General features: G+C 71.9%; 11 protein-coding genes. 3 read left to right on the top strand and 8 right to left on the bottom strand.

The annotated features are described in order from the left end of the window. Nucleotides 1-132: 132 nt before the first annotated feature. From ADK57_RS24950 to ADK57_RS24925, 6 genes are all read right to left on the bottom strand, one after another. Entirely contained in the window at nt 133-1,041 is a 909-nt protein-coding gene (locus ADK57_RS24950; RefSeq protein WP_053751780.1) for a DUF4232 domain-containing protein, read from the bottom strand. A 168-nt stretch (nt 1,042-1,209) separates the two neighbouring features. Then, entirely contained in the window at nt 1,210-2,133 is a 924-nt protein-coding gene (locus tag ADK57_RS24945; protein ID WP_053751779.1) for an LLM class F420-dependent oxidoreductase, read from the bottom strand. A 178-nt stretch (nt 2,134-2,311) separates the two neighbouring features. Then, nucleotides 2,312-2,770 (bottom strand): DUF6099 family protein, encoded by a 459-nt coding sequence (locus ADK57_RS24940; protein ID WP_053751778.1) that lies wholly within the window; start codon nt 2,768-2,770, stop codon nt 2,312-2,314. A 202-nt stretch (nt 2,771-2,972) separates the two neighbouring features. Then, nucleotides 2,973-3,299, bottom strand: coding sequence for a nucleotide pyrophosphohydrolase (locus ADK57_RS24935; RefSeq protein WP_053751777.1), 327 nt, complete (start codon nt 3,297-3,299; stop codon nt 2,973-2,975). Further along, entirely contained in the window at nt 3,296-4,483 is a 1,188-nt protein-coding gene (locus ADK57_RS24930; RefSeq protein WP_078973315.1) for an AAA family ATPase, read from the bottom strand. Before ADK57_RS24930 ends, ADK57_RS24935 begins: the two co-directional genes overlap by 4 nt. A 75-nt stretch (nt 4,484-4,558) precedes the next feature. Further along, a complete protein-coding gene (locus ADK57_RS24925) occupies nt 4,559-4,954 on the bottom strand; it encodes a cell division protein SepF (RefSeq protein ID WP_078973314.1) in 396 nt (131 codons plus the stop codon). 187 nt (nt 4,955-5,141) lie between these two features. On the opposite strand from ADK57_RS24925, the gene ADK57_RS24920 reads away from it, so the two are divergent. After that, nucleotides 5,142-9,218 carry a bifunctional nitrate reductase/sulfite reductase flavoprotein subunit alpha gene (locus ADK57_RS24920; protein ID WP_053751775.1) on the top strand — a complete coding sequence of 1,359 codons (4,077 nt, stop codon included), beginning with the start codon at nt 5,142-5,144 and terminating at the stop codon, nt 9,216-9,218. 100 nt (nt 9,219-9,318) lie between these two features. Next, nucleotides 9,319-11,049, top strand: coding sequence for a hypothetical protein (locus ADK57_RS24915; protein WP_420711893.1), 1,731 nt, complete (start codon nt 9,319-9,321; stop codon nt 11,047-11,049). Here the strand turns inward: ADK57_RS24915 and ADK57_RS24910 are convergent. After that, entirely contained in the window at nt 11,030-11,545 is a 516-nt protein-coding gene (locus ADK57_RS24910; RefSeq protein ID WP_053751774.1) for a YceI family protein, read from the bottom strand. The two genes, ADK57_RS24915 and ADK57_RS24910, sit on opposite strands and share 20 nt — an antisense overlap. A 112-nt stretch (nt 11,546-11,657) precedes the next feature. On the opposite strand from ADK57_RS24910, the gene ADK57_RS24905 reads away from it, so the two are divergent. Then, nucleotides 11,658-12,158 carry a MarR family winged helix-turn-helix transcriptional regulator gene (locus ADK57_RS24905; protein WP_053751773.1) on the top strand — a complete coding sequence of 167 codons (501 nt, stop codon included), beginning with the start codon at nt 11,658-11,660 and terminating at the stop codon, nt 12,156-12,158. Nucleotides 12,159-12,615: 457 nt separating this feature from the next. Here ADK57_RS24905 and ADK57_RS24900 read toward each other — a convergent pair whose 3' ends face one another. Next, nucleotides 12,616-13,278, bottom strand: a complete 663-nt coding sequence (locus ADK57_RS24900) for a sigma-70 family RNA polymerase sigma factor (RefSeq protein ID WP_420711892.1) — start codon at nt 13,276-13,278, stop codon at nt 12,616-12,618. Nucleotide 13,279: the final 1 nt, after the last annotated feature.

Here is a 13,279-nt window from a genome sequence, read left to right as displayed (position 1 = left end):
TCTCCGGCCGGTGGATGTGATGGGTGTCGTACAAGCGAAAGCCCCCAGGGATGCTGATCCCGAGGGCTCGGCAGGATGCCGGTCATACGATCCCACACCCCTGCCGACCGGCGCTTTCGTTTATCCGAGCCGCTACCGCTCCGCCGCCTGCCAGGGGCCGACTCCCAGCTCCGAGGTGGTCCCGAGATCGAGGTGGGGCGTCACGGTGACCGGTGCGGCGCCGGACTTCGCGCGGACCCTGACGTAGGGGGCGTTGACCGCTTCGAGGCCGGCTTCGGTCGTGTTGCGCCACACCAGACCGGCCCGGGCGCGTTCGCCCGGCTTCAGGGTCACGGGCCGCGGCGGGTCGTCGGTGCCGGTGACTGCGGTGGTGATGGCGCCGCTGCCCTGGAGGATCTTGACGCTGTCGATCGGTTCGCGGTCCTCGTCGAGGAGGGTCAGCTGCGGGTAGCCCTCGACGTGGTGGTCGGCGGTGCCGCAGTTCTCCAGCCACAGCCCCACGACACGCAGCCCCATGGCGGCGTCGCCCTCGTCGACGGTGACGTTGATCCCGGAGGAGGGGCACTTGCCCGGGGCGGCCGGCGCCTCGGCCGCGGGGACGCCGGTGACCTCGGAGACCTTCACCTGCGTCACGTTCACGTCCCGGCCGCTGCCCATGGTGAGCGGCATGTCGACGGTCCGCCGCACGGTTCGGCCGGGCCCGACGTCGTGCACGGTCTGCCGGGTGTTGGTCATCACCTCGCCGGTGGCCGTCGTGAAGTCGAACAGGATCGTGTACGTCAGCGCTTCGGAGCTGTCGTTGACCACCTCGTAGGCGGCGGAGACCGAGGAGTTCGCGGAGACGACCCCGGGCGTCGAGGGGGACGGAAGGGTCAGGCCGGTGATCCGCACACCGTCCAGCCCCGGATCGGAGACCGGGGAGACCGGGGTCCGGGGCGTTGCGCCGGCTCCGCCGCCCGGGGAGCCGGCGCGTTCCGATCCGCAGCCGGCCACGAGCAGGGCGGCGGCGAGGGCCGGGAGTAAGGGGGTGGCTCTTCGCATCGGGCCACCCCACCAGCATCCGGATCGCATCACCTGTGGCGGAGGCCACAGTTCCGGCCACAGGCTCGTCACAGTCACACAGTCGCGCAGGCACGCAGGCACGCAGGCACACAGGCACGCAGGCACACAGGCACACAGGCACACAGGCACACAGCGCCCTTCGGCGCGCTACGACAGCTGCGACTGCACCTGCGAGGAGATCAGCTCCAGGTGGTCCAGGTCCGACAGGTCGAGGACCTGGAGGTAGATCCGCTCGGAGCCGATCCCGGCGTAGCGGCCGATCTTGTCGACGACCTCGGACGGGGTGCCGGCCAGGCCGTTGGCCTTCAGTTCGTCGACCTCGCGGCCGATGGCGGCGGCGCGGCGGGCGACCTCCTGGTCGTCCTTGCCGACGCAGACGACGAGGGCGTTGGAGTAGGTGATCTCGCCGGTCTTGCGGCCCGCCTCCTCGGCGGCGGCACGCACCCGGCCGAACTGGACCTCGCTGTCCTCGAACGAGCCGAACGGCATGTTGAACTCGTCGGCATACTGCGCGGCCAGCCGCGGGGTGCGGGTGGCGCCGTGGCCGCCGACGAGCACGGGAATCTTGCGCTGTGCGGGCTTGGGCAGCGCGGGCGAGTCGGTGAGGTCGTAGTACGTGCCGTGGAAGTCGAAGGTCTCGCCGGCCTCCGTCGCCCACAGCCCGGTGACGATCTCCAGCTGCTCCTCCAGGCGCGCGAACTTCTCCTTCGGGAAGGGGATGCCGTACGCCGTGTGCTCCTCCTCGAACCAGCCGGCGCCCAGGCCCAGTTCGACCCGGCCGCCGGACATCTGGTCGACCTGTGCGACCTGGATGGCGAGCACGCCGGGCAGCCGGAAGGTGCCGGCGGTCATCAGGGTGCCGAGCCGGATGCGCTTCGTCTCACGGGCCAGGCCGGCGAGGGTTATCCAGGCGTCGGTGGGACCGGGGAGGCCGTCCACGGAGCCCATCTTCAGATAGTGGTCGGAGCGGAAGAACGCGTCGAAGCCGAGGTCTTCGGTGGCCTTGGCGACAGTGAGAAGGGTGTCGTAGGTGGCGCCCTGCTGGGGCTCGGTGAAGATGCGAAGATCCATGCCTCCATCCTGCACGCTGTGAGGGCGGTCGCCCTCATCGGTCCCTCCGGTCACACCCATGCCCGGGCAGGTGAATATCCGTCAAGGCCGCGCGCGGCAGTGGCCTCTCCAGTGACCCGGTTACCCGGTGTACGGCCGTGATCGTCGGTTCGCGCGGAGCCGGCGCTCCCGGCGCCTGTTACGCGGGCAACGCCTCGTCCCTGTCCGCCAGTCTGCGCAGCATCTCCAGGACCCGGTCCCTCGACTCGTCCGCCGCGTCGATGGCTTCCATGCACTGCCAGTACCTGCCCTCGTCGTCCGCGGCGGAGGCGAGGCCCACGAGGGCGATGCCCACCTCGCCGAGGAGGCCGCCGAGGTAGAGGAGGGCCTGGCGGGCGTCGCCCAGTTCGGTGAGCTGGGCGGCGCGGAGGTGTTCGGTGTCGATGTCCGGGCGGTCGAGGACACCGCAGCCTCGGCCCGCCAGCTCGGTCAACCCCAGCGCCTCGCCCCGTAATTCGGGTGGCCCGGAGACCGCGAGGCGACTGCCTATCGCCTGGGCCAGGGCCTGCGCCTGCCACACCTCCGCCATGACGTCCGGCGCGGCACCGCCCCCCGCCAGAGCGCGTCTGCTCGTCACGATCAGCCGCACAGCGTCCATGCGCTGCCCCCGTCTGTCCCGACGCGCTCACGGCACGTCCGCCCGAACTCCCTTGTCCACTACCCAGAGTGAGGGCGGTTGAGACGAAAAGCCAGAGGAAGGCTGAAATCTGCGGACAACGAATCGATTTCGGTTCAGCTTTTGACTGCGGAGAGTGAAAGCGGACTCGACCGTTCCCGGGATTGGTCTACGACAAACCGGTCTACGGTGCCGGAAACCTCCGCTCGTTCCGGTCGATCTTCGCGTCCAGCGCCGCCAGCGGATCGATGCCGAGCACCTCGCACAACTGCAGCAGATACGCGAGGACGTCGGCGACCTCGTCCGTGACGCGGTGCGCGGTGTCGGGGTCGGCCATGACTCCGGCGGACTCCTCGGGCGTCAACCACTGGAAGATCTCGACCAGTTCGGACGCCTCCACACTGAGCGCGGCGACGAGGTTCTTGGGGGTGTGGTACGGCTGCCAGTTGCGCGCGGCGGCGAACTCGGCCAGCCTGCGCTGCAGTTTCGCCACGTCGAGAGGTTCGGTCACGGGTCCAGGTGTACCACCGTGACCCCCTCGGCTCCGGTGGCCCAGGACGCGTCGCTGACCGCGCCGACCAGGCGGATGTGGCCGCGGTCGCACATGCGGGCGGCGAGCCGCAGCAGTTCGGTCCGCTGCCGTGGGTCCAGGCCCCGGTCGAGGTTGTCGGCGAGCACGGTGAGCGTCTGCATGGCCGCCGGCACCTCGCCGACCGGGTCGACCTCCAGCACCCCGGGCCCGGTGAACAGCACCAGCGCGAGGGCGAGGTACCTCAGCTCCCCGTCGCCCAGCCGTCCGAGCCGCGTCCGGATCCCGTCGCCCCGGTCGAGCAGCGCGCGGACGGTCCCGTCGGTGAGCACTTCGGCGAACAGGTCCGTGACGGGTCCGGCGCATCCGGCGCGCACCGCCGCGACGAGTTGCGCGTGCCGTCGGGTGCATTCGGCGCGGGTGCGCCAGAGCACGTCGGCGAGGTTGCCGCAGCCGCCGAGCAGCCGCCCGGATCCGGTGGGGACGGGGGCGCGCATCCGGCCGGGGCGTGGGTCGCAGGCGAAGACGGAGCGCAGGGCCACGACCATCTGTTCGGCGGCGGCGAGCACCCTGCGCTGCCCGTCCGTCTTGCCGGCCACGCGCAGCGGGAGCAGGGCGGTGCCGAGCCGGTCGTCGGGCAGCGGGGCGCGGGTGACCCGCTCGGAGCCCGCCGTGTGCCAGGCCGCCTGCACGGTGCGACGCGAGGGGTCGCGCAGGGCGGTCTGCAGGAGGACCAGGCCGTCCGTCGACAACCGCTCGCCCACGATGCGCAGGTCGGGTTCCGCCTGGATCGCCACGTCGAGCCGGACCGGGCCCTCGGGTCCGTCGGCCGTACAGCCGATGCGGAAGCCGCGTCGGCGCTGGGCGTCGGGCCGGGCGCGGTCGGGGACGCAGGCGAGCGGGTCGGGGAACACCTCGCCGAGGGCGACCCCGCCGCCGAGCCGGGCGAGTGCCTCGTACGCCCGCAGCGCGGTCGTCTTGCCGCAGCCGCTGGGCCCCGCGAACAGGGTGAGCGGGCCGAGCGGGAACCCGGCACGCCGGTGCCCGGCGAAGGCGGACAGCCGCAGCTCCGTGACGCACGGCCGGTCCGGATGCCCTCTCCCGTCCCCCGACGGTGCCGGAGAGGGGGGTAAGGCGGACATGGGGGGCGTGCAGGACACTGTCATATGCGGACCGTAGGGCCGTGCCGGCCAGGCGAACCGTTCCGCCAGGAGTACCTTCCTACGATCGGGGGACCGGCCTCACGCGCCGGGCACGCCGACCCCGTCCATCAGTCCGGTCACCTCGGTGCCGGCCGGTGTGAGCAGGAACACGTTCCGCTCGACGCGGTGCATTCCGCTGGCCAGACCGAAGACGACCCCCGTGCTGAAGTCGAGGACCCGCTTGGCGACGTCGGTCTCCGCGCCGGTGAGGTCGAGGAGTACGGGAATGCCCGCCATCAGCGTCTCGGCGACCTCGCGGGCGTCCCCGAACACATTGACCCGCAGTACGACGAAGCGACGCCGGGCCTCGGTCTCCGCCTCGGGCAGCGACCGGTGACCGACCGAGGACGGCCAGGCGTCCCGGCCCCGCAACGGTACGACCTGGGCGAGCCCCTCCCACTGTTCGTCGGTGACATCGTGGCTGTTCACCGGCACGCTCCATCCTTGGCTCGCACTGCTGTCTGCATCGGGCAATTCTTACGCATGGTCACCCGTTCGGCCCAACACGACACGCTCCGCGACCCCCCTCACACCGACGCTGGCACGGCTGTGTGACGGGTGTAACCCCTGATGATCAAGTCATGTGACACAGGCGTAACGGGCAATTCGTACGGTTGTCGGCATGACGACGACCCCCCCGACCCAGCAGGTACGGACGGTCTGCTCGTACTGCGGTGTCGGCTGCGGCATGCTGCTCGACGTCGGCATGGGGCCGGACGGGCGGCGTACGGTCCTGAAGGCGTCCGGCGACAAGGCGCACCCGGCGAACGCGGGCCGGCTGTGCACCAAGGGTGCGACCACTGCCGACATGCTCGCCGCGCCCGGTCGGCTGACCACCGCGCTGGTGCGGGACGACCGTGGCGAGGAGCCGGTGCCGGCGCCCGTTGCCGACGCGATCGCCGAGACCGCGCGGCGGCTGCGCACGATCGTCGACGAGCACGGGCCGGACGCGGTCGCCTTCTACGTCTCCGGACAGATGAGCCTGGAGGCCCAGTACCTGGCGAACAAGCTGGCCAAGGGCTTCGTACGGACCAACCAGATCGAGTCGAACTCGCGGCTGTGCATGGCCAGCGCGGGTGCCGGATACAAGCTGTCGCTGGGCGCCGACGGGCCGCCGGGGTCGTACGAGGACTTCGACAAGGCGGACGTCTTCCTGGTCATCGGGTCGAACATGGCCGACTGCCATCCGATCCTGTTCCTGCGGATGATGGAGCGGGTCAAGGCGGGGGCCAAGCTGATCGTCGTGGACCCGCGGCGCACCGCGACCGCCGCGAAAGCCGATCTGTTCCTGCAGGTCAAGCCGGGTACGGACCTGGCTCTGCTGAACGGTCTGCTGCACCTGCTGGTGGCGAACGGGCACACCGACCCCGAGTTCGTCGCCGCGCACACCGACGGCTGGGAGGCGATGGAGGAGTTCCTGGCCGACTACACGCCCACGGCTGTCGCAGAGATCACCGGGATCGCCGAGGAGGACCTCGGGCAGGCCGCGCGGCTGATCGGCGAGGCCGGTGAGTGGATGAGCTGCTGGACCATGGGGCTCAACCAGTCCACGCACGGCACCTGGAACACGAACGCCCTGGTCAACCTGCATCTCGCGACCGGCGCCATCTGCCGTCCGGGCTGCGGGCCCTTCTCCCTCACCGGCCAGCCCAACGCGATGGGCGGCCGTGAGATGGGCTACATGGGGCCGGGTCTGCCGGGGCAGCGGTCGGTGCTCGTGCCGGACGAGCGCGCGTTCGTCGAGGAGCTGTGGGAGCTGCCGCCGGGGACCGTCCGGGCCGACGGGGTCGGCAAGGGCACCGTCGAGATGTTCCAGAAGATGGCCGACGGCGAGATCAGGGCCTGCTGGATCATCTGCACCAACCCGGTCGCCTCGGTCGCCAACCGCCGTACCGTCATCGAGGGCCTGGAGGCCGCCGAGTTCGTCGTCACCCAGGACGTCTTCGGCGACACCGAGACCAACGCGTACGCCGATGTCGTCCTGCCCGGCGCGATGTGGACCGAGGGCGAGGGTGTCTTCGTCAACAGCGAGCGCAGCCTCACGCTGACCCAGGCGGCGGCCGATCCGCCCGGGGAGGCGATGGCGGACTGGCGGCTGATCGCGGCCGTGGCGCGGGAGATGGGGTACGAGAAGGGGTTCTCGTACGACAGTGCCGAGGAGATCTTCGAGGAGATCCGGCGCTTCTGGAACCCGGTGACCGGGTGGGACCTGCGCGGGGTGACGTACGAGCGGCTGCGGTCGACGCCCGTACAGTGGCCGGCCGCCGCCGAGGACGGCCCGGAGCGCAATCCGATCAGGTACGTGGACGAGGGCGAGCTGCGGTTCCCGACCGCCAATGGGCGGGCCGTGTTTCACGCGCGGCCGCACATGCCGGCCGCCGAGATGCCGGACGACGACTACCCGTTCGTGCTGAACACCGGGCGCGTGCAGCACCAGTGGCACACGCTGACCAAGACGGGGAAGGTCGCCAAGCTCAACAAGCTGAACGCCGGGCCGTTCGTGGAGCTGCATCCCGAGGACGCGCGGGAGTTGGGGATCGCGGAGGGCGACCGGGTGGAGGTCGCGTCGCGGCGGGGGCGGGCGGTGCTGCCCGCGGTGGTGACCGACCGGGTGCTGCCGGGGGCCTGTTTCGCGCCGTTCCACTGGAACGACCTGTTCGGGGAGTACCTGAGCGTCAACGCCGTCACCAGCGACGCGGTGGATCCGGTGTCGTTCCAGCCGGAGTTCAAGGTGTGTGCGGTGTCGCTGACGCGGGTGGCCGCACCGGCGGCCGCGGCGGTCCCGGCGGCCCCTGCTGACGTCCTCGTGCCGACCGCCGTCACCCCGACCGCCGTCACCCCGACCGCCGTCACCCCGGGCGCGGACCCCTTCGGGCTCGCCCCGGCCCCGCCGCCCGTGCTCACGGCTCAGGAGCGGCTCTATCTCACCGGCTTCCTCGCGGGCATCAACTCCGGCGCCCCCGGCATCCCGGTACTTCCCCCGGACGCGCCGTTCAGCCCCGAGCACGCGCTGTGGGTGAACGGCGTCCTCGCCGGCATGTACTCGCGGACCACGGCCGAACCCCAGGTCCGGCGCGGCCGCGAGATCGTCATCCTGTGGGCCTCGCAGACCGGCAACGCCGAGGAGTTCGCCTCGGCCGTCGCCGACCGGCTGTCCGCGAGCGGGCACACGCCGACGCTCGTCGGCATGGACGACACCGACCCGGGCGCGCTGCCGTCCGGCGCCGACCTGCTGCTGATCACCAGCACCTTCGGCGACGGGGACGCACCGGACAACGGCTCCGGCTTCTGGGAGCGGCTGTCCGGGGAGCAGGCCCCGCGCCTGGAGGGGGTCCGCTACGCCGTCCTGGCCTTCGGCGACTCCTCGTACGACGACTTCTGCGGGCACGGGCGCCGGCTGGACGCACGGCTGGACGAGCTGGGCGCGGTGCGGCTGGCTCCGCGTACCGACTGCGAACCGGACTTCGAGCCGTCGGCCGACGCGTGGCTGGACGGGGTGCTGAGCGCGCTGGGCACCAGGACCGACGTCCAGGAGCCCGCGACACGCGCAGAGCCCCCGGCCGCGAAGCCCGCCCGCTCTCCCAAACCCGCCCCCACGGCCGCCCGCCTCGTCGGCAACCGGCTGCTCAGCCGGCCCGGCGCGGGCAAGGAGGTCAGGCGGTTCACCTTCGACACGAGCGGGACGCCGTTGACGTACGAGGCCGGGGACGCGCTCGGGGTGCGGCCGGTCAACTCGCCCGCCCTGGTGGAGGAATGGCTCGCTGCGACCGGGGTGGAGGGATCAACCTCCGTATCTCTGGAAGGGGTTGGGGAGGTGCCCTTCGCCGAGGCCCTGTACCGGCACCTCGACATCACGAAGATCACCCCCGACCTGCTCCGTTTCGTCGCCGAACACGTCAGTGACGACCGGGAGTTGCGCAGGCTGCTGCGCCCCGACAACAAGGACGGCCTCGCACAGTGGAGTTGGGGCCGCCAGGCGGTGGACGTGCTCTCCGAGCACCCCGTGCGGGCGGGTGCGCAGGACTGGGCGGACGTCCTCAGGAAGCTGCAGCCGCGGCTGTACTCCATATCGTCCAGCCCGCTCGTCGACCCGCACCAGGTCTCGCTCACGGTGTCCGTCGTGCGCTACGAGAACCTGCACGGCCGTCCGCGCGGCGGGGTCTGCTCGCCCTTCCTCGCCGACGCCGAGGACGACACGCAGGTGCCGGTGTTCGTGCAGCGCTCACCGCACTTCCGGCCGCCCGTCGACGCCGCGACGCCGATGGTGATGGTCGGCCCGGGCACGGGGGTCGCGCCCTTCGTCGGCTTCCTCCAGGAGCGGCGCGAGCTCGGTCACGGGGCACCCAACTGGCTGTTCTTCGGCGAGCAGCACCGCGCCACCGACTTCTACTACGAGGACGAGCTGACCGCGCTTCTCGACGAGGGCGCCCTGACCCGCCTCGACACCGCCTTCTCCCGGGACCAGCGCAACAAGGTGTACGTGCAGGACCGGATGCTCGAGCACGGCCCCGAGCTGTGGCGCTGGCTCCAGGACGGTGCCCACTTCTACGTCTGCGGCGACGCCTCCCGCATGGCGAAGGACGTGGACCGGGCCCTGCGGGACATCGCGGTCGCGCACGGCGGGCTGGACGAGGCCGAGGCGTCGGCGTGGGTGAAGCAGCTGGCGGCGGCGAAGCGGTACGTACGGGACGTCTACTGAGCCCTTCTTCGCCCGGGACGCCCGCTCCTTACCGCCCTCACACCGGACTCTTCACGCTCATCGGCACCCCGCTCACCAGGCACGATTAGCGTTCGGTGGCGTGCTCCTGGCAGATACTCAGCTGTCGGCACCCGGCCGGCGGACCCAGTCGGCGGTGTCCGCCGGCCCGGAACCACCCGCGCAGTGGCATCGCGTCCTGACGCTGCTCGCCGACATCAGCCTGCTCATCGGTACGAGGTCGGTGTGGGCGCAGGCGGCCGGGCACCGGCTCCCCGTGGCCGCCGTGATCTCCGTCTGCTACGCCTCGATCCTGGTGTGCGGTGTACTGGCGCTGGTGGTACGCCGCGAGAGGTCGTTGGCGCGGGTGGACCTGTGGGTCCTGGTGACCGCGGTGACGCTCGCCCTGTGCGCGCTCGCCCTCTTCCACCGGGGCTCGGACGAGTCGGACCTCACCGCGCAGGCCGCCCGCGAACTCGTCGCCGGACACACCGTCTACGGGCAGCCGTGGCCCTGGCTGTTCGGCCACCCCGGCATCGCGGTCACCCCGACGGTGAGCGGCGGCTACGACTTCACGTACGGCTATCCCCCGCTGGCGCCGCTGCTCACGGCGCCCCTGCTGTGGCTGGGGCGCGGCGGCACCCCGGCGGCGGTGGTGGCCAGTGGCGCGCTGATCGTCGGCACGGTCACTCTGTGGCGGCTGCTGCCCGGCCCGTGGCGGTCGGCGGCCACCATGGTGTGCCTCGGCTTCGGCATGCTGCCCGTGTACGGCCGCCTCGGCTACCCGGCGGTCCTGGCCCTGGCCCTGTTGGTGCCGGTGGTGGTGCGCTGGCCGCGGATCGGGCGGGGCGGACGGCTCGGGCCTGCCGGGACGGCGCAGGCCGCCTGCCTGGGAGCGGCGTGCGCCGCGCAGCAACTGCCGTGGTTTCTCGCACCGTTCCTGCTGGCGGGCATCTACGCCGTGCGGCGCGGCGAACTGGGCGCGCGGGCGGCGGCGCTGGTGGTGCTGCGGATCGTCGGGGTCGCCGTCACCGCATGGCTGCTGATCAACACGTACTTCATCGTGAGCGAGCCTGCCGCCTGGTTCACCGGCATCGCGCTGCCGCTGACGCAGGGCGCGGTGCTGCACGGTCAGGGTCTGGTGGACGTCTCGCTCTACTTCACGAACGGCAGCGACCGGCTCGACTGGTACGCGCATGCGAGCCTGCTGCTGGCCGCGGGCCTCCTGGCGCTGTTCGTGCTGTTCGTACGGCGGTTGGGGTCGGCGGCGACCGTCCTGCCGTGGTGCGCCTTCTATCTGGCGACCCGCTCGCAGGACGGCTACTTCCTGATGATGACGCCGCTGTGGCTGGCGGCGGCGGTGACCGCGCCCCCGTCCGAGTTCGCCGGCGCGTGGCAGCCCAGGCCGCGCCTCCTGTCCGGCCCGCACCGTCGTCCGGCGCGGGTCGCGGCGGCGGTACTGCTGCTCGCGCCGGCCCTGTTCGCATCGGCGCTGGCGGTGACGGGGACACCTCCGCTGCGGATGCGGGTCGCCTCGGTGCGGCGGGCCTCGGCGAGCGCCGTGTCCGGGCTGACCCTGAGGGTCACCAACACGGACGACAGCGCCCTGACACCCCACTTCACGCTCACCACGGGCCAGGGCATGGACCCGTACTGGTCGGTCGTGCGGGGTCCGGCAGCGCTGCCCGCGCACACGACGGCGACGTACGAACTCCGGCCGCCCGGAGGGAAGTACGGCCTCCCCCGACGCCCGGGCGTACGGATCCGGCTGCGGGCCTTCACCCCCTCGCCGCAGACGCTGTCGAGCACCTACATCAGGCTGCTGCCCGGCTGAAACGGAGCGTGGTCGTGACCGTGGTCAGGCCGCGGATCATGCCCATCTGGTTCCAGCCCAGGCCGAACTCGGCGCGGTCCACGGTGAATTCGGCATCCAGCGTGAGCGCGTCGGCGTCCGCTCCGGCGAGGCTCGCGGTGAAGGTCAGGGGCCTGCTGATGCCGCGCGCGGTCAGCTGACCGACGACGTGGACGGTCTTGCCGTCGCGGAGTTCGGCGCTGCGGACGGTGAGGGTGATCTCGGGGTGGTTGTCGACGTCGAAGAAGTCGGCGGACCGCAGGTGGGTGTCGCGCTTGGCGTTCTTGGTGTCCAGGGAGGCGGCGTCCAGGGTGAGGGTGCCGACGGCCGACCCGTCGGGGCGCACCTCGCCCTGGCCCGTGACGCCGGAGAAGGTGCCCTTCACCGTGACCAGGCCCCACATCGTCTTGTGCCGGAGCGCGACGGTCGACGCGGTCGGGTCGAGCTGCCAGAGGCCGGTTTCCACAGCGACGGTCATGATCTTTCCCTCGATCTCAGTGGTTCAAATTTGGAGGACCCTCACGCTAGCCCATTATCCAAATCTGAACAACCACCTAATTCAAAATTGGACAACAGGTACACTCAAGAACATGGCCGACCCCGACGAGCGCCCCGCCGACCTGCCCGAATGCCCCTCCGCGCAGGGCGGTGGGCTGCTGCCGGACGAGCTCCGCGCCTGGATGGTCGTACTGGCCTCCACCGGGGCCGTGGAACAGCGGCTGCGCTCCGTCGTCAAGGAGCGGCTCGACGTCTCCCACGACGAGTTCCTGGTCCTGTGCCTGCTGGCCGAGCAGCCCGCGGGCCTGCGCATGACGCAGATCGCGGAGCTCCTGGGCCGCCCCAAGACCCGGCTCACCTACCAGATCGCCTGCCTCCAGCACGCCGGCCTCGTCAACCGCAAGTCGGTCTGCGGCGACAAGCGGGGCGTCGAGGTCGCCCTCACGGAGAAGGCGCGACGCCTGCTGACGGAGTCCTCCGGGCTGCTGGCCGAGACGGTGGTCCAGGCGCTGGACCAGTTCATGGGACCCGCCCAGCGCGAGGCGATGTACGCACTGCTGCCGGGCCTGGCCTCGGAGGCACGCGCCGAGTAGGGGGGCCGCGTGGGCCCGCATGGTCGGCGCGGCAGCGCCGACGAAGGTCCATGGGCGGGCCCACCTGGATCTCGACGGGGCAACCGGGCATTGCCGAGCGGGCGTTGCCCCGTACTGTGCGTCATCTCGCCGACCACGAGGCGGTGCACCCGATCACCCCGGAGGCCCGGAGGCCCGGAGGCCCGGCCGTCCGGCCGTCCGGCCAGGGACTCGTCCTGGCCGGGACCGGTCCGGCCACGCTCGGCACGGTGGCCGATCCGATCCGGTCCGGGCCGATCCGGTCCGGGCCGATCCGGTCCGGGCCGATCCGGTCCGGGCCGATCCGGTCCGGGCCGATCCGGTCCGGGCCGATCCGGTCCGGGCCGATCCGGGCCGGGCCGATCCGGGCCGATCCGGGCCGGGCCGATCCGGGCCGGGCCGATCCGGGCCGGGCCGATCCGGAGGCTGCGCCGCCGGGTCAGGCCGCCAGGACGGCCGGCCGCGGGCGCTGCTCGTCCGCCGCGGTCAGCAGGTCGATGAGGGTGGCGCGGGCCCGGGCCACCCGGGAGCGGACCGTGCCGACCGGACAGGCGGTCAGCGCGGCCGCCTCCACATAGGGCAGCCCCAGCAGCTGGGTGAGGACGAACGCCTCCCGGCGCTCCTCGGGCAGCGCCGCCAGCAGGTCGGCCAGGGCGATGCCGTCGTCGAAGCCGGGCAGACCGCACGGCTGGGCCCGCTCGACGGCGAGCTGCCAGTCCGTCGCGTCGTGCAGCCGGGGCCGCGCCGCCGAGTACCGGTAACTGTCGATCACCGCGCGGCGCGCGATGGACAGCAGCCATACACGGGCGGAGGAACGGCCCTCGAACCGGTGCAGACTGCCGAGCGCCCGCAGGAACGTGTCCTGGGCCAGGTCGTCCACGGCCTGCGGATCGGCGCAGAGGTGGGCGACGTACCGCACGACGTCCCGGTGCAGGGCGCGGACGAAGTGCTCGACGGCCTCGGCGTCACCGGCACGGGCGGCGAGCGCCCAGGCGGTGGTCGACTCGTCTATGGAGTCCCATGAACCCCTTGAGTTCAACGAATCCAATGAGTCCCTTTTGTCCCGGCCGTGGGTGGCGGCGGGCAGGGCAGGAGTGATCACC

The sequence above is a fragment of the Streptomyces sp. MMG1533 genome (assembly GCF_001279775.1).
Lineage (GTDB): Bacteria > Actinomycetota > Actinomycetes > Streptomycetales > Streptomycetaceae > Streptomyces.
The sequence above is the reverse complement of the archived record's forward strand: the minus strand, read 5'-3'. Positions and strand labels throughout refer to the sequence as shown.

Excerpts from the sequence above, each read along its gene's own strand:
- ADK57_RS24910 (WP_053751774.1), bottom strand. The coding sequence starts at position 11,545 with ATGACCGTCGCTGTGGAAACCGGCCTCTGGCAGCTCGACCCGACCGCG.
- ADK57_RS24930 (WP_078973315.1), bottom strand. The coding sequence starts at position 4,483 with ATGACAGTGTCCTGCACGCCCCCCATGTCCGCCTTACCCCCCTCTCCG.
- ADK57_RS24950 (WP_053751780.1), bottom strand. The coding sequence starts at position 1,041 with ATGCGAAGAGCCACCCCCTTACTCCCGGCCCTCGCCGCCGCCCTGCTC.
- ADK57_RS24940 (WP_053751778.1), bottom strand. The coding sequence starts at position 2,770 with ATGGACGCTGTGCGGCTGATCGTGACGAGCAGACGCGCTCTGGCGGGG.
- ADK57_RS24920 (WP_053751775.1), top strand. The coding sequence starts at position 5,142 with ATGACGACGACCCCCCCGACCCAGCAGGTACGGACGGTCTGCTCGTAC.
- ADK57_RS24945 (WP_053751779.1), bottom strand. The coding sequence starts at position 2,133 with ATGGATCTTCGCATCTTCACCGAGCCCCAGCAGGGCGCCACCTACGAC.
- ADK57_RS24905 (WP_053751773.1), top strand. The coding sequence starts at position 11,658 with ATGGCCGACCCCGACGAGCGCCCCGCCGACCTGCCCGAATGCCCCTCC.